The sequence below is a fragment of the Microbacterium sp. AG1240 genome (assembly GCF_003635115.1).
Taxonomy (GTDB): domain Bacteria; phylum Actinomycetota; class Actinomycetes; order Actinomycetales; family Microbacteriaceae; genus Microbacterium.
This window is the reverse complement of the sequence record NZ_RBXJ01000001.1, coordinates 1,183,283-1,198,628: the sequence shown is the minus strand read 5'-3', so window position 1 is coordinate 1,198,628 and position 15,346 is coordinate 1,183,283. Positions and strand designations below refer to the sequence as shown.

The window sequence follows — 15,346 nt, the reverse complement described above, 5'->3', positions numbered from 1 at the left end:
CTGCCAAGCGACTTTCAGCTTGGGGCGAGTTGCTGTGCGTTTCATATGGTGCGGATGGGCTCTGTCTATGCGACTAGCGTGAGCAGGATGCGAGTGATTCCCGGGGCCTGGCAGCGGACCGCAGATGGGGCCGGTCTCCGTGCCGCGGACGGCACGATCGGTACCACCATCTTCGCCGAGATGAGCGGGCTCGCGGCCCGAACGGGCGCCATCAATCTCGGACAGGGGTTTCCCGACGAGGACGGACCGGCAGAAGTGCTGGATGCGGCGATGCGGGCGATCGCCGACGGAGTGAACCAGTACGCCCCGGGGCGCGGGTTCCCCGATCTGCTCGCGGCGGTCGCCGAACACCAGGAACGCTTCTACGGCCTGCACCTCGACCCCGAGCGCGACATCATCGCCACCGCCGGTGCGACCGAGGCGCTGGCGGCCACGCTCCTCGCTCTCCTGGACGGACCCGACGACGAGGTCGTCGTCTTCGAGCCCTACTACGACGCCTATGCGGCAGCGGTCGCCCTCGCCGGCGCCCGGCTGGTGCCGGTGCCGCTGCGGTGGCCCGACTTCCAGCCCGATCTCGACCGGTTGACCGCCGCCGTGAGCGACCGAACGCGCGTCATCCTCGTCAACGACCCCCACAACCCGACCGGGGCCGTCTTCACCCCGGCCGTGCGCCGACGCATCGTCGAGTTGGCCGAGAGTCACGACGCGATCATCGTCACCGATGAGGTGTACGAGCACCTCGCCTTCGATGCACCGCACGTGCCCATCGCCACCCTTCCCGGCGCAGGGGAACGTACGGTCTCCATCTCCTCCGCGGGCAAGACGTTCTCCGTCACCGGGTGGAAGATCGGATGGGTCTCGGGCCCGGCGCCCGTGATCTCCGCGATCCTCACCGTGAAGCAGTATCTGACCTACGTGAACGGCAGCCCCTTCCAGCCGGCCGTGGCCGCAGGCCTCCGGCTGCCCGACGCCTTTTTCGAGGGCATCGCGACGACGCTCCGCGAGAAGCGCGACGTCCTCGGACGAGGACTCACCGCCGCGGGCTTCGACGTATCGACACCCCGCGGCACGTACTTCACGGTGGCTGACGCCGCGCCCCTCGGAGCGACGGATGCGGCGGAGTTCTGCCGCGCCCTTCCCGAGCGGGCGGGTGTCGTGGGCATCCCGCTGACGGCCTTCGCCAGCCGCGAGAACAGGGCCGAGTACGCCACGCTCGTGCGCTTCGCCGCCTGCAAACGCGCCGACGTGCTCGACGAAGCATCCCGTCGACTGTCGCTCCTCGGCGGCTGATCAGTCGGGAACGACGCGGAAGCGCCGCAGCGCCAGCGCCGGGTTCACTCGTCGCACCCGGGCGACCGCGTCGAGGTCGAGGTGTGCGACCGCGACATCGGTCGTCGTGCCGACCGCAGCGATCGCGACGCCCTGAGGATCCACGACGAGGGAGTGCCCCACCCCGAGGGGCGGCGGGTGGTCGGATGCCGCGACGAAGACCGTGTTCTCGATCGCGCGCGCCTGCAGCAACGTGCGCCAGTGGTGCTCCTTGAGCGGCCCCCGCACCCACTCGGCAGCGACGAGCACGACATCGACGCCCTCGTCGACGATCGTGCGGGCGACCTCCGGGAAGCGCAGGTCGTAGCACGTCATCAGTCCGAAGCGCAGTCCATCGACCTCGAAGGTCTGAGGGGTGGCGATCTCGCCGGGCTCGACCCAGTCCGACTCGCGCTGCCCGAACGCGTCGTAGAGGTGGAGCTTGCGGTAGACCGCAAGGGGGCCGGCGGACCCCACCGCGACCACGGTGTTGCGCACACGTCGACCGTCGGTGCTCTTCTCGAGCAGGCCCGCGACCACCACGACGCCCGTGGAGGAGGCGAGTCGGGCGAGAGCCGCGACGAACGGCCCGTCGATCTCCTCGGCATTCGCGGCGAGGGTGTCGTCGAAAGGATCCACGAAGTAGCTGGAGTACTCGGGGAACAGCACGACCTTCGCGCCGCGCGCGGCGGCGCGCTCGGTCAACTCGACGATGACCTCGAGGTTCGCGTGCACCGACGCCGACGGCGCGAACTGCGCCACCGCGACACCGACCGATCGGTCGCTCATTCCGTGCTCCTCCCGCACCGACGGATCACCGTCGGCACTATCACCCACAGTACGAGGATCACCGCGCCGAGCGCGATCCCCGCCGCCCACGCCGCGACCCCGCCGATGACCACGTCGAAGACGAACGCGGCGACACCCGCGAGGAGCAGGCTCACGGCGGCGAGCGCGGCGATGAGCGAGACGTGCCCGAAGTACACCACCTCGGGTTCGACGCGCCGACGGAACACGATCCGGTGGAGGGCGACCGACCGTCATCACTCTCGGGAAGCGCGGAATCACGGGGATCACTCACCCGGCGATCTTGGCGCGTCGCCCCTCTCGGAGCGATGTCCCGCCATCTCGATGTGCACCCGGTCGAATCCCGTGCTAGGCTAACTTCTTGTGCCGCGGGGTGGAGCAGTTCGGTAGCTCGCTGGGCTCATAACCCAGAGGTCGCAGGTTCAAATCCTGTCCCCGCAACAAAGAAGAACAGATCAGAAGCCGTTTCCGGAGAAATTCGGAAGCGGCTTCTGGCATTTTCGCCGCGTGATCCTGCGGGTTCGGGGCACGGCACGACCGGACGCCGACGCCAGCCCGCCTCGGGTGCGCCGCCAGGATCGACTCAGCTCGGGTCGACGGCCTCGCCCAGTTCGCCCATATACCGCGCGATCACCTCGAGCTCGCCATCGGAGTACCGGGCCGTGACCTCCCGCATCGCTCCGAGATGGGCGCCGAAGTGCCTCGAGAACTCTCGCCGCGACTCCTCGGTGAGCGTGACGATCCGCGCGCGGCGGTCATGCGGGTGCGGGCGTCGCTCGACGTGCCCCAGCGCGGCGAGACGATCGAGGAGCTTGGTCGTCGACGCGGTCGAGATGCGCAGGTGACGCGCAAGATCATGCGGGCTGACCGACTGGCCGCGCTGTTCACGGACGATCAACATGCGCAGCGCCGCGAGGTCGCTCGCGTTCATGTCCATGTCGTCCTTCATCCCCCCGTGCATGCGATCGAGCGCGTCGCTCAGAGCGCGCACCGCGAGGAGCGCTGCACGCACGCTCTCATCGGTCGGCGTACGCTCGGAGACCCGGTCGGTCACTGTGGACACTCTCCTCGTACCGCTTGTATGCTCGAATGAAGTCGCTAGCTAATCTAGCAAAATGGAGGCACGGTGAGCGAGACGGAATACGTCGTGCTGGTCGACGACGACGGCAACCCGATCGGAACGGCGCCGAAGAGCACCGTCCACGGGACCGACACCGCTCTCCACCTCGCCTTCTCCTGCCACATCATCAACGGCGCCGGACAGGTGCTCGTCTCGCGCCGCGCTCTCGGTAAGAAGACCTGGCCGGGGGTGTGGACGAACTCGTTCTGCGGCCACCCGCAGCCCGGAGAGGCGATCGTCGACGCGGTGCATCGTCGCGCGGCGTTCGAGCTGGGGATGACCATCGACGACGTCGAGCTCGCCCTGCCCGATTTCCGGTACCGCGCCATCGACGCCTCCGGAATCGTCGAGCACGAGATCTGCCCGGTCTACACCGCGTTCACCACGGTGGAACCGCAACCCCACCCCGACGAGGTCGTCGACACCCGGTGGGTCGACCCCCTCGATCTCGCTTCATCGATCATCGCCACGCCCTGGGCGTTCAGCCCGTGGCTCGTCCTCCAGGCCGAGCAACTCCCTCTCCTCGCCCACCAGATAGATAGCCTTCGAGCCCCGTGATAACCCTGCCCCATGCTCCCCTCGCTCGAGCCGGCATCGACGCCGCCATCGATGCGAGCCTGCGGCGACTGCGCGAACGTGCCGCTGCCGTCGATCCTGTCGTCGATGCACTCGCCGCATCGATCGAACGTGCCACCAGCGGAGGAAAGCGCTTCCGACCTGCGCTCGTCGTGGCCGCGTTCGAGACGCTCGGGGGCAGCGCCGACGAGACCCCTGCCCTCTTCCCCGTCGCTGCCGCGTTCGAGTTGCTGCACACGGCGTTCGTCGTTCACGACGACGTGATCGACCACGACACCCACCGCCGGGGTGCGCTGAACATCGCGGGCGAATTCCGCGCGCGTGGTACCACCCGAGGAGCGGATGCTGCGGGCGCGGCGCTCCTCGGTGACGCCGCCGGAATCCTCGCCGGTGACCTGCTGCTGCACGAGGCGACGCGCGCAGTCGCTCTCGCCGATCTCGACCCGACGACGCGCGGCGACCTGTTCGAGCTGATGGACGAGGCCGTGCTGGTCTCGACCGCCGGTGAGCTGGCCGATGTGGAGAACTCCGTCACGCAGGGCGATCTGCTCGACGCCGACGACATTCTTCTCGCGACGGCGAACAAGACCGCGGTGTACTCCTTCTCCGCCCCGTTGGAGGCCGGCGCGGTGCTGGCCGGCGCGCCGACCGAGTCGCGCAGGGCGCTGCGTCGCTTCGGCGAGAAGCTCGGTCTCGGTTACCAGCTGGTCGACGACCTGATCGGAGCGTTCGGCTCAGCCGCGGTCGCGGGGCGGCGCGAGGGCGGCGACCTGCACGAGGCCAAGCAGACGCCGCTGATCGCACTCGCCCGCCAGAGCGAGCACTGGCCGGAAGTGGCCGACGCCCTCTCCGAAGCGCACACCGGCCCGGTCGCGATCCGCGCGGCCCAGCGGGCACTGGCGGCGTCCGGCGCCCGCGCGCGGATGGAGGCGCTCGTCGTCGAGACCCTCGACTCCGCACGTGGTGCGGTCGACGCATCCCTTCTCCCCGACGCGACGCGAACGATGCTGTTCGAGCTCGCCGACGCCGTCCAGGATCGCATCCCGTGAGCCACGCCCCGACCGGCCTGGCGCTGTACGACCGTACGGCCGACGACGCAGCCGCGGCGGTCATCTCCCGATACTCGACATCGTTCGCGCTCGCCTGTCGCCTGCTCGGTCCGCGCGTGCGCCCTCACGTGCGCAACATCTACGCGCTCGTGCGCGTCGCAGATGAGATCGTCGACGGACCCGCCGGTGATGCGGGTCTCAGCCGCGACGAGCAACGCAGGGTGCTCGATGCCCTCGAGCGCGACACCCTCGAAGCGATCGCATCGGGCTTCAGCGCGAACCTCGTCGTCCACGCGTTCGCGCGGTCGGCCCGTGCGGGAGAGATCACTGCCGACCTCGTCGAGCCGTTCTTCTCGTCGATGCGCACCGATCTCGATGTCGTCGAGCATGATGAGGCCTCCCACGCCGCCTACGTGTTCGGGTCGGCCGAGGTCGTGGGCCTCATGTGCCTGCAGGTGTTCGTGAACGCCGATGCGACGCCGAAGGGACGACCCGACGAACAGCTCGTCGACGGCGCCCGGCGCCTCGGCCGCGCCTTCCAGGACGTCAACTTCCTCCGCGACCTCGACGACGACGCCGGCCGCCTGGGTCGCGACTACCTCAACGGCGCGGCCGACGCGGCGCGACGGGTGCACGTGCTCGACGGGATCGACGCCGACCTGGCCGCCGCCGCCGCTGTCATCCCCCGCCTTCCGGCCGACGTGCGCGGAGCGGTCTGGACGGCTCACCACTTGTTCGCCGAACTGTCGCGCAGACTGCGCGCGACCACACCCGGGGCACCGCGCGTGCGTGTGCCCGATGCCGCGAAGGCGACCATCGCCCTGCGCGCCATGATGAAAGCTCGAGAGGCCTCCCGATGACCCGCAAGACCGTGATCGTGGGCGGCGGTATCGCCGGATTGGCGACCGCCGCGCTCCTCGCCGAGGAGGGCGACGACGTCGTGCTCCTCGAGGCGCGCTCCGAACTCGGCGGTCGTGCCGGATCGTGGTCGAGCGACGGCTTCCGGTTCGACACCGGGCCCAGCTGGTACCTGATGCCCGAGGTGTTCGACCACTTCTTCCACCTGCTCGGCACCTCGGCCGAGAAAGAACTCGACCTGGTGCGGCTCGACCCGGCGTACCGCATCTACAGCGGAGAGGACGCCCCCGTCGACGTCGTCTCGGGGCGCGAGGCGTCGACCGCACTGTTCGAATCGATCGAGCCCGGCGCCGGCGGCAAACTCGACGCCTACCTCGACTCCGCGGCCGATGCGTACGAGCTGGCCGTCTCGCGCTTCCTCTACGACCCGTACACGACGACGGAGGGGCTGCGCGACCCGGCGCTCCTGAAGCGACTGCCGACCTTGCTGCCGCTGCTCGCCCGCACCCTCTCGTCCCACATCGAGAAGCGCTTCACCGACCGGCGTCTCCGGCAGATCCTCGGGTACCCCGCGGTGTTCCTCGGCGGCTCGCCCTATGCGGTCCCGAGCCTGTACCACCTGATGAGCCATCTCGACCTCGACGACGGCGTGCTCTACCCGCGCGGCGGGTTCGTCGAGGTCATCGCCGCGATTGAGCGGCTCGCGCGCGCCCGCGGCGTGCGTGTCGAGACCGAGGCGGAGGTGTCGCGCATCGTCACCGACGGCGGCGAGGTCACCGGCGTCGAGCTCGAGGACGGCCGGTTCATCGCCGCCGACCACGTCGTGTCGACCGCCGACCTGCATCACACCGAGACCAAGCTCCTCGCCGAGAAGGAACGCACCTACCCCGAGAAGTGGTGGGACAAGCGCATCCCCAGCTTCGGCGCCCTCCTCGTGCTGCTGGGCGTGCGGGGCGAGCTCCCCCAGCTCGCACACCACACCCTGGTGTTCACGGAGGACTGGAGATCGAACTTCGAGGCCATCTTCGGCAAGGACACCCGCATCCCCGACCCGGCCTCGCTCTACGTCTGCCGCCCGAGCGCCACCGACACCGGAGTCGCCCCCGAGGGCTTCGAGAACCTCTTCGTCCTCGTGCCCGTGCCCTCCGATCCCTCGCTGGGTCACGGCGGCGTCGACGGCGACGGCGACGCCCTCATCGAGGCGGCCGCCGACCAGGTGATCGCGCAGATCGCCGAGACGTGCGGCATCCCCGACCTCGCCGAACGCATCGTCGTGCGCCGCACCATCTCACCCGGCGATTTCGAGACCGACCTGCACACCTGGCGCGGCAACGCGCTCGGCCTCGCGCACACCCTGAACCAGAGCGCCATGTTCCGCCCGAAGAACGCCTCCCGCCGCGTGGCGGGGCTCTCGTACGCCGGCGGATCGGCGCTCCCCGGGATCGGGCTGCCGATGTGCCTCATCTCGGCCGAGCTCGTCGTGAAGCGCCTGCGCGGCGACTCCTCACCCGGGCCTCTGCCCGAACCCGCGCGCTCGGCGGTGTGATCGCGTGCCAGGGCTGTACCTCCTCGCGATCCTGGCCTCGTTCGGCGGTATCGCCGCGATCGACGTGCGGTCGCGGCTCGTCGTCCGCGATGCGCCGGTGCGCACCGCGATCACCGTCGTGGCCGGCACGCTCTTCTTCGTCGTGTGGGATCTCGTGGGCATCGCCACGGGCGTGTTCGTCAAGGGAGACAGTCCGCTGCTGATCGGTGTCGAGCTGGCGCCGCACCTCCCGATCGAGGAGCCCGTCTTCCTCGCCTTCCTCTGCTACCTCGCGCTGGTCGCCTGGGCCGCGGCCGAGCGGATGCTGCGCCGCCGCCGCGCGCGGATGGAGCACTCGTGACGTATCCGCTGATGATCCTGCCGTTCGTCGCGCTCACGGTCGTTGTCACGGCGGTGAGCGCGGTCCGTCCGGGATTCGGCCGCCGGATCGCCGCATCCGCTCTCGGCGCGGTGGTCCTCGTCGTGTTGACAGCGATCTTCGACAACGTCATGATCGCCCTCGACCTGTTCACCTACCCGCCCGAGCACCTGAGCGGGCTCCGCATCGGGCTCGCCCCGCTGGAGGACTTCTCCTACCCCGTGTGCGCCGCCTTCCTGATCCCCGCCGTCTTCGCACTCCTCACCCGCCGGAAGGACACCGCGTGACCTCCCCCGCCCTCACCCCCGCGCGGGTGGTGCGCGAGCTCTTCGTCTCGTCGCGCCCGGTCAGCTGGATCAACACCGCCTATCCGTTCGCCGCGGCCTACCTGCTCGTCGTGCGCGAGATCGACCTCACGCTCGTCATCGGCACGATCTTCTTCCTCGTGCCGTACAACCTCGCGATGTACGGCGTGAACGACGTCTTCGACTACGAGTCGGATCTGCGCAACCCTCGCAAGGGCGGCGCCCACGGCGCGGTGCTCGACCGACGGATGCATCGGATCACCCTGTGGGCGGCGACGCTGTCATGCCTGCCGTTCGTGGCGTACCTCGTCGTCGTCGGGTCTCCGATGTCGTGGCTCGTGCTCGCCGCGAGCCTCTTCTTCGTCGTCTTCTACTCGGCACCGCCGCTTCGGCTGAAGGAGCGGCCGTTCGCCGACTCGGTGACCAGCAGCATCCATTTCTTCTCCCCCGCCGTCTACGGCCTCGTGCTCGCGGGCGCGGCGTGGACCTGGCAACTCGCGGCGATCATCGTCGCGTTCGCCCTGTGGGGGATCGCCTCCCACGCGTTCGGCGCCGTGCAAGACGTGGTCGCCGACCGCGCGGCCGACATCTCGTCGATCGCCACGGCTCGCGGCGCACGCTGGACCGTGCGCTTCGCGATCGCGTGCTACGCGGCATCCGGCCTCGTGATGCTCGCCTCGGCGTGGCCCGGGCCTCTCGCCGCGCTCCTCGTCGTGCCCTACCTCGCGGTCGTCTGGCCGTTCCGCAGCGTGACCGACGACACCGCGGAGACGGCCACGCGCGGCTGGCGGCGCTTCCTCTGGGTGAACCAGCTCGCCGGCTTCGGCGCGACGCTGCTGCTCATCTGGTGGGCCCTCCTCCCGGCCTGACGCGGCGCCCGCCGCACCCGCCGCACCCGCCGCACCCGCCGCACCCGCGAGACTTCATCGTGGCTACGAGACTGCACGCGTCGCCCGCAGTCTCGTAGTCCGGGTGAAGTCTCGCGGTCGTGAGAGGTACGGGTACGAACCACGAAGGCCCCGCCCCCGAACGCATCGGGGGCGGGGCCTTCTTGCGGATCAGCCCTGGTCGCCCAGTTCGATCAGGCGCTCGACGGCCGCGGTCAGCCGCTCGTCGGCCTCACCGAACGCGGTGAGGTCGCCGGCGCGCAGCGCGGTGTCGCGGTCGAGCATGGCCTGCTGGGCCTGCTGCAGAGCCGTCTGGTAGTCGGACGACGGGGTCGTGGGCGTCGTCGGCTCGGGCGACGCGGTCTCACCCGGGGTCGGCGTGGGCGACGGTGTGGCCCCGCCCTCGGGCGTGGTCGGCGTCACCTCTTCGTCGCCGGTGTCGGCACCGGAGTCACCGCCGAAGAGCACGTCGAGCGCCTCGCTCAGGGTGTCTTCGAACGCGATCTGGTCGCCGAAGGCCACCAGTACGCGTCGCAGCTGCGGCAGCTGCGTGCCCGCCGACGACTGCACGAACACGGGCTGCACGTAGAGCAGGCCTCCGCCCACGGGGAGGGTCAGCAGGTTTCCACTGAGCACCTCCGACTGCCCCTGCGACAGGATGTTGATCTGCGAGGAGACCGCCGTGTCGGAGTTGAACGTGTTCTGCACCTGACCGGGTCCGGGCACGGTGGTCGCCGAATCGATCTCCAGCAGGCGCAGCTTGCCGTAGTCGTCGGACTTCACGCCGGCCTGGTCGCCCGCGTTGGCGTCGACGGCGAGATAGCCCGTCAGCACGTTGCGCGCGTTGCCCTGCGAGGCCGGGATGAAGCTCGAGAACATCGAGAATGTCGGTTCCTCCTGGCCGGGCATCTGCATCGTCAGGTAGTACGGCGGCTGGAACCGCGTCTCGTTCTGGGGGTCGTCGGGCGTCGCCCAGCGGTTGTCCTGCTGGTAGAACGAGCCGGCGTCGTCGACGTGGTAGATGCCGAGCTTCTCGCGCTGCACCTTGAACAGGTCCGTGGGGTAGCGCACGTGGCTCATCAGGTCGGCCGACATCTCCGAGATGGGCTGCACGGTGGTGGGGTACACCTTCTGCCATGCCTGCAGGAGCGGGTCTTCCTCATCCCAGGCGTACAGCGTCACCGAGCCGTCGTAGGCGTCGACGGTGGCCTTGACCGAGTTGCGGATGTAGTTGATGTTGTCGAGCGCGAAGCGCGGCTGCGTGTTGTTCGTGTCGGCGATCGCCTGCGACAGACTGACGCTGCTGGAGTACGGGTAGCTCGCGCTGGTCGTGTAGGCGTCGACGACCCACTTGATCCGACCGTCGACCACCGTGGGGTACGGGTCGCTGTCGAGAGTCAGGTAGGGCGCGACCTTGCTGATGCGCTGCAGCGGGTCGCGGTCGTAGAGGATCTGCGAGTCGGCGTTCACCGAGTCGGAGAAGAGGATCTGCTCCGACTGGAACTTCAGGGCGTAGATGAGGCGGCTGAAGACGTTGCCGACGCTCGGGCCGCCGTTTCCGTCGAACGTCGTGCGCGTGACGTTTCCGCTCTCGGCGCCGATGGGGTAATCGAGTTCGACGGGCTCGGTGCCGGCCGGCGCGCCGACGATCGAGTACGCGGGCGACTGCTCGCCGAAGTAGACGCGCGGCTGGAAGTCCTCCTGGTCGCTGAGGAACCCGGTGGCCGGAATACCCTGCTCGAGGAAGACGGGGTCGCCGTCGGTGGTGCGCTCGTTGCCGGCGAGGGCGACCATTCCGTAGCCGTGCGTGTAGACGGTGGTCGTGTTCTGCCACGAGGCCGCCTCGCCGAGCTGCGTCATGTCGAGCTCGCGGACGCCGACGACGGTGTCCTGCATCTGACCGTTGATCTCGTAGCGGTCGACGTCGAGCACGCCGGGGAACTGGTAGTACGCGCGGTACTGCTCGAGCTGGCGGACCGTCGGTCCGATGATCGCGGGGTCCATGATGCGGATCTGCGCGGTGGTCGCCGCGTCTTCGCGCAGCTGCCCGGCCTCGGCGGTCGTCTCGGTCTGGAAGTTCTGCTTCTCGAGACCGTCGATGCCGTAGGCCTGCTTGGTCATGTCGATGTTGCGCTGGTAGAACTGGCTCTCCAACGCGAGCTGGTTGGGGCGCACCTGCACGGTGTTGATGACCCACGGCACCGCGACGCCGATCACGAGGCCCGAGACGACGAGCAGCGCGGTGGCGATCAGGGGGAACCGCCAGCGACCGATCACGGCGGTGACGAAGAAGAGGATGGCTACGAGCACCGCGATGATGGCCAGGATCGTCTGGCCGGGGATGACGATCTGCGTCCCGACGTAGCCGGGGCCCGTGATGCGGTCGTTCGCCTCGATGAGGCTGCGGTAGCGGTCGAGCCAGAGGCTGGCCGCCTGGGTGAGGAGGTAGAGGCCCGCGAGCAACGCGAGCTGGATGCGCGCCGCCTTCGAGATCCGCAGTTCGCGCTGACCCACTCGCACCGAGCCGTACAGGTAGGCAACGACCGCGGTGACGAGGAGGCAGATGAGGATGACGGCCGAGGCGAAGCCGAGCGCCGCGCCGTAGAAGGGCATGGCGAACAGGTAGAAGCCCGTGTCGAGACCGAACTGCGGGTCGGTGACGGTGGTGGCGACGCCGTTGAACCAGAGCCAGGTGACCTCCCACTGCGACGACGCCGCGAAGCCCGCGAAGAAGCCGAAGAAGACCGGGATGCCCCACATCGCCAGACGACGCAGCGGCTCGACGACCTCCTGGTAGCGATCGAGCTGCGAGCTCAGACGCGCGTAGACCGGTCGCAGACGGTAGGCGAGCTGGATCGCGACCCAGACCGGAACGGCCATCGCGAGGAAGCCGACGACGAACATCACGACCCGGCCGAGCCACTGGGTGGTGAGCACGCCGAGGAACCCGAGCTGGTCGAACCACAGCCAGTCGGCGTAGAGGTTCGCGAAGACGAAGAACCCCACCACCAGGGCGGCGATGATCGCCAGCGAGATGGTGATGATTCGGCGGGAACGATTCGGCGTGGCCTGGTTCGGCGTCGAGGTCGTGGTCACGTTCCCAGTCTAGGCGCGTGGTTCTGGGGGAATGCCGTGACCCTTCAGGTCAGACGGTCAGGATGCTGCGCACGCCGCGAGGGCGTCGAGGTCGCCGCCGTCGCGGATCGCATCGAGCACCGCGAGGGAGTCGTCGAGCGTGGCGACGGAGAACACCCGGAGACCGTCGGGCACGTGGCCGACGACCTCGTTGCAGTTGGATTCCGGTGCGAGGAAGTACTGGGCCCCGGCGTCTTTAGCGCCGTACAGCTTCTGTCGGATGCCGCCGATGGGCCCTACGACGCCCTTCGCATCGATGGTGCCCGTTCCCGCGACCTCCTGCCCGCCGTTGAGCTCGCCCGGAGTGAGCACGTCGATGATCCCCAGCGCGAACATCATGCCCGCGCTCGGGCCGCCGACGTTGTTCAGCTGGAGGGCGACGTCGATCGGGAAGTCGAAGTCGGTCATCAGCTGGATGCCGACGATCCAGCGCTGCTCGCCGCCGACGTCCTCCTGGCGCGGGGTGATCTCCACCGCCTGCTCCTGGCCCGAGCGCTCGATCGTCATCTCGACGGGTTCTCCGCCCCCGGCGGCGATGCGATCCGACACGTCGGTCAGCTGCGACGTCGGTTCGCCGTCGACCGTGAGGATGAGGTCGCCGTTCTCGAGCAGGCCGTCCGCCGCCGAGCCGGGCGAGACCGCGTAGACCGACGGGTGGGTCTCCACGTCGTAGCCGAGCTCGGTCAGTGCGGCGGCGGTGGCCTCCTTCTGAGAGTCGACCATCAGCCGCACGCTGTCTTCGTTGCGCTGCTCGGTGGTCTGACCCGCGGGGAAGATGCTGTCGATGGGGACGACGGCGCGGGACGGATCGAACCACGCGGCGGCGAGTTCGTACCAGGAGGGGGTGCGCTCCCGGTTTCCGACCACCTGCACGGTGAGCAGGTCGAGCGAGCCGGCCGTCGGGTAGGTCTCGGCATCCTCGATCGAGATCAGCGGCACGTCCTCGCCGTCGGCGTTCTGCGCGGTGCCGAGCGTGTTGTAGACCGGCCCCTTCTGCTGGATCACGTAGGCGGTGGGCAGGAAGCTGATCACCAGCAGCACGATGAGCGCGACGCACACCGCCCACGCGCCCGCGGTCGTCCGCCGGCCCCACCGCTGACGCGGGGCAGGCTCGACCGTCGTGTTCTCGTCGAACAGCGTCACAGGGACCTACCTTGCCTGGTCGTTCGCGACCGGCGTACAGGGCGATGGCCGTGCCGGGGAGTGCGATGAATCCGTGCGACTAGCGTAGATCGCACGCACATCCCCCGGCTGAAAGGCGGCTGAAGTGGCAGACGACGACCGGAACCCCGAAGAGGAGTTCCAGGAGCTCTTGCGGCGGCTGCTGTCGGGAGACACCGGAGCTATCGACCCCGAGCAGCTCTCCCGCCTCTCGGGCATGCAGATCGACCCCGCGATGATGCAGCAGATGATGCAGCAGCTCCAGGGGGCGTTCGCCGGATCCGACGACGGCATCTCGTGGGACCTCGCGAAGCGCCAGGCACTGCACATCGCGAACCAGAGCGACCTCGGCGTGACGACGGGTGAGCGACGCGACCTCGATCAGGCCTTCTCGCTGGCCGCGCTGTGGCTCGGCGAGGCGACCACGATCGCCGACCTGCCCACCCCCGGCCGCACCATCACGCGGGGCGCCTGGGTCGAGGCGACGCTGCCGGTCTGGCAGGAGCTCGCCGAGCCGGTGGCCACCAGCATCGCCGACGCCCTCACTGCGGCGCTCAGTGAGCAGGCGCCCGACGACATGCAGAGCATGATCGCCGACGCCGGCCGTCTGATGCGCGCCGTCGGCGGGTCGCTGTTCGCCACACAACTGGGCCAGGTGGTCGGACGCCTCGCGACCGAGGTCGTCAGCGGCGGCGACGTCGGCATCCCGGTCATGCCGGCCGGTGACGCGGCGATCCTGCCGCAGAACTTCGCCGACTTCGGACGGGATCTCGAGATCCCCGACGACCAGCTCGCGCTGTACCTCGCCACCCGCGAGCTCGCCCACGCCCGACTCTTCCGCCATGCCAAGTGGCTGCGCCTGCACGTCATCGCGCAGGTGCGCGACTTCGCGCATGGCATCCACGTCGACACCGGCGCCCTGGAAGACCTCGCATCGCGCTTCGACCCCTCCGAGCCCGACGAACTGCGTCGCGCGCTCGAGACGGGCGCCCTCCTCCCCGAGCGATCCGAGGCCCAGACGGCGGCGCTCGTGCGACTCGAGAACCTCCTCGCCACGATCGAGGGCTGGGTCGACGTCGTCACCGACGACGCGACCTCCCGGCTGCCGTCCGCGGGCCGGATCGCCGAGGCCGTCCGTCGTCGCCGCGCCGTCGGCGGGCCCGCCGAAGAGGCGCTCAAGTCGCTCGTCGGACTCGAACTGCGCCCGCGCCGCATGCGCGAGGCCGCGGCGATGTGGCGGGCGGTGACGGATGCTGCGGGCGTGGCCGGACGCGACGCGCTCTGGGACTACCCCGACCTCATGCCCACCGCCGAGGACATCGACGATCCCGCCGCGCTCGTCGCGCGCCTGCAGGCCACCGCTCGGGGCGAGCTGCCCGCGCAGGACGCGATGGACGACGCGCTCGCTCAGCTGCTCGCCGAGGAGACCGATCGCACCGACGGCGCCCCCACGTCATCGGGTGACGACGACGGCGACCCGAGCGACGACCGCCCCGAGGACCCGCGGCCCGTCTGAGACGGTGGGCCCCGCGCTCTCCTCCCCAGCCTCAGCCCGCGGCCTCCGCGGGCTGAGGCCTGTGGACAGCGCGGGGACGCGTGGCCCCGGGCGCGGGACAATCGGGCCATGCTGCGCATCGACCCGGCCCATCCCCCGCTCTGGCGGAGCGCGACGTGCCTGCAGTTCGGCGTCGATGATACGGCGAGGCTCGACGAGCCCGAGCCGTGGGAGGAGCTCCTCGTCGACCAGCTCACGCGGGGTTCGTCACCCTCGGAGGTACACGCGTTCCTGCGCTCGCACGACGTCGACGAGCAACGCGCCGACGCGTTCTTCGCCGAGTTGCAACCCGTGCTGCGCGACGACCCGCCGCCCATCCCGGTGGTCGTCCAGGCGGGCGACGACGTGCTGTCCCGCGACCTCGACCGCGTCGTGGCGGCGATGCGTCACGCCGGGGCCGCCGCCGAGCACCGCCCTTGGGCGGGCACGGCCACTCCCTCGCCGCCCCCTCGGGCGACCGTCGTGCTGCTCGCCACGCACCTCGTCGAGCCGCGCCGGGCGTCGGCCCTGATGCGCGACGACGTCCGCCATCTGCCGCTCGTGCTCGACGGGGGCGGCGCTCTCGTCGGCCCCGTCGTCGAACCCGGCCGAACCGCCTGTCTCGCCTGCGGCGACGCTCATGCGCGCGACGCCGACGCCGCCTGGCCGCTGGTCGCCTCTCAGCTGGTCGCCCGGCGCTCC

The 15,346-nt window shown here is 69.8% G+C and carries 14 protein-coding genes and 1 tRNA gene; 10 read left to right on the top strand and 5 right to left on the bottom strand.

What is annotated here, in order from left to right:
- The first annotated feature begins 87 nt into the window (after positions 1-87).
- Complete coding sequence (locus tag DEU34_RS05500; RefSeq protein ID WP_121149153.1) at positions 88-1,290, top strand: aminotransferase class I/II-fold pyridoxal phosphate-dependent enzyme; 1,203 nt, start codon at positions 88-90, stop codon at positions 1,288-1,290.
- Here DEU34_RS05500 and DEU34_RS05495 read toward each other — a convergent pair whose 3' ends face one another.
- Both DEU34_RS05495 and DEU34_RS05490 read right to left on the bottom strand, forming a co-directional pair.
- Positions 1,291-2,097, bottom strand: coding sequence for a carbon-nitrogen hydrolase family protein (locus DEU34_RS05495; RefSeq protein WP_121149152.1), 807 nt, complete (start codon positions 2,095-2,097; stop codon positions 1,291-1,293). It lies immediately after the preceding gene.
- Positions 2,094-2,324 carry a DUF6328 family protein gene (locus DEU34_RS05490; protein WP_121149151.1) on the bottom strand — a complete coding sequence of 77 codons (231 nt, stop codon included), beginning with the start codon at positions 2,322-2,324 and terminating at the stop codon, positions 2,094-2,096. Before DEU34_RS05490 ends, DEU34_RS05495 begins: the two co-directional genes overlap by 4 nt.
- Positions 2,325-2,482: 158 nt before the next feature.
- On the opposite strand from DEU34_RS05490, the gene DEU34_RS05485 reads away from it, so the two are divergent.
- Positions 2,483-2,556 (top strand) — tRNA-Met (locus tag DEU34_RS05485).
- 142 nt (positions 2,557-2,698) lie between these two features.
- Here the strand turns inward: DEU34_RS05485 and DEU34_RS05480 are convergent.
- On the bottom strand, positions 2,699-3,169 hold the full coding sequence (locus DEU34_RS05480; protein WP_259460036.1) for a MarR family winged helix-turn-helix transcriptional regulator: 471 nt from the start codon (positions 3,167-3,169) through the stop codon (positions 2,699-2,701).
- A gap of 72 nt (positions 3,170-3,241) precedes the next feature.
- Between DEU34_RS05480 and idi the strand changes: the two genes are divergently transcribed.
- The 7 genes from idi to DEU34_RS05445 are packed head-to-tail and all read left to right on the top strand — an operon-like array spanning position 3,242 to position 8,796.
- Positions 3,242-3,793 carry an isopentenyl-diphosphate Delta-isomerase gene (idi, locus tag DEU34_RS05475; protein ID WP_121149150.1) on the top strand — a complete coding sequence of 184 codons (552 nt, stop codon included), beginning with the start codon at positions 3,242-3,244 and terminating at the stop codon, positions 3,791-3,793.
- Positions 3,790-4,860: a polyprenyl synthetase family protein gene (locus DEU34_RS05470; RefSeq protein WP_259460035.1), complete on the top strand. Its 1,071-nt coding sequence runs from the start codon at positions 3,790-3,792 to the stop codon at positions 4,858-4,860. The genes idi and DEU34_RS05470 overlap by 4 nt, the downstream gene beginning before the upstream one ends.
- A complete protein-coding gene (locus DEU34_RS05465; protein ID WP_121149149.1) occupies positions 4,857-5,720 on the top strand; it encodes a squalene/phytoene synthase family protein in 864 nt (287 codons plus the stop codon). Before DEU34_RS05470 ends, DEU34_RS05465 begins: the two co-directional genes overlap by 4 nt.
- Positions 5,717-7,264, top strand: a complete 1,548-nt coding sequence (gene crtI / locus DEU34_RS05460; protein WP_121149148.1) for a phytoene desaturase family protein — start codon at positions 5,717-5,719, stop codon at positions 7,262-7,264. Before DEU34_RS05465 ends, crtI begins: the two co-directional genes overlap by 4 nt.
- Positions 7,265-7,268: 4 nt before the next feature.
- Positions 7,269-7,604, top strand: a complete 336-nt coding sequence (locus tag DEU34_RS05455) for a lycopene cyclase domain-containing protein (RefSeq protein ID WP_121149147.1) — start codon at positions 7,269-7,271, stop codon at positions 7,602-7,604.
- Positions 7,601-7,909 carry a lycopene cyclase domain-containing protein gene (locus DEU34_RS05450; RefSeq protein ID WP_121149146.1) on the top strand — a complete coding sequence of 103 codons (309 nt, stop codon included), beginning with the start codon at positions 7,601-7,603 and terminating at the stop codon, positions 7,907-7,909. Before DEU34_RS05455 ends, DEU34_RS05450 begins: the two co-directional genes overlap by 4 nt.
- The gene (locus DEU34_RS05445; RefSeq protein ID WP_259460034.1) at positions 7,906-8,796 is read left to right on the top strand and encodes a prenyltransferase; all 891 of its coding nucleotides are present in this window, start codon (positions 7,906-7,908) and stop codon (positions 8,794-8,796) included. Before DEU34_RS05450 ends, DEU34_RS05445 begins: the two co-directional genes overlap by 4 nt.
- 189 nt (positions 8,797-8,985) lie before the next feature.
- Here the strand turns inward: DEU34_RS05445 and DEU34_RS05440 are convergent, their stop codons facing one another.
- Both DEU34_RS05440 and DEU34_RS05435 read right to left on the bottom strand, forming a co-directional pair.
- The gene (locus tag DEU34_RS05440) at positions 8,986-11,910 is read right to left on the bottom strand and encodes a UPF0182 family protein (protein ID WP_121149145.1); all 2,925 of its coding nucleotides are present in this window, start codon (positions 11,908-11,910) and stop codon (positions 8,986-8,988) included.
- A gap of 57 nt (positions 11,911-11,967) precedes the next feature.
- Positions 11,968-13,092: a PDZ domain-containing protein gene (locus DEU34_RS05435; protein ID WP_121149144.1), complete on the bottom strand. Its 1,125-nt coding sequence runs from the start codon at positions 13,090-13,092 to the stop codon at positions 11,968-11,970.
- Positions 13,093-13,216: 124 nt separating this feature from the next.
- On the opposite strand from DEU34_RS05435, the gene DEU34_RS05430 reads away from it, so the two are divergent.
- Positions 13,217-14,626, top strand: coding sequence for a zinc-dependent metalloprotease (locus tag DEU34_RS05430; protein ID WP_121149143.1), 1,410 nt, complete (start codon positions 13,217-13,219; stop codon positions 14,624-14,626).
- Positions 14,627-15,346 lie beyond the last annotated feature (720 nt).

What these genes read in the sequence shown, in the direction of transcription:
- DEU34_RS05500 (WP_121149153.1), top strand. Translation starts at nt 88, where the DNA reads ATGCGAGTGATTCCCGGGGCCTGGCAGCGGACCGCAGATGGGGCCGGT.
- crtI (WP_121149148.1), top strand. Translation starts at nt 5,717, where the DNA reads ATGACCCGCAAGACCGTGATCGTGGGCGGCGGTATCGCCGGATTGGCG.
- DEU34_RS05495 (WP_121149152.1), bottom strand. Translation starts at nt 2,097, where the DNA reads ATGAGCGACCGATCGGTCGGTGTCGCGGTGGCGCAGTTCGCGCCGTCG.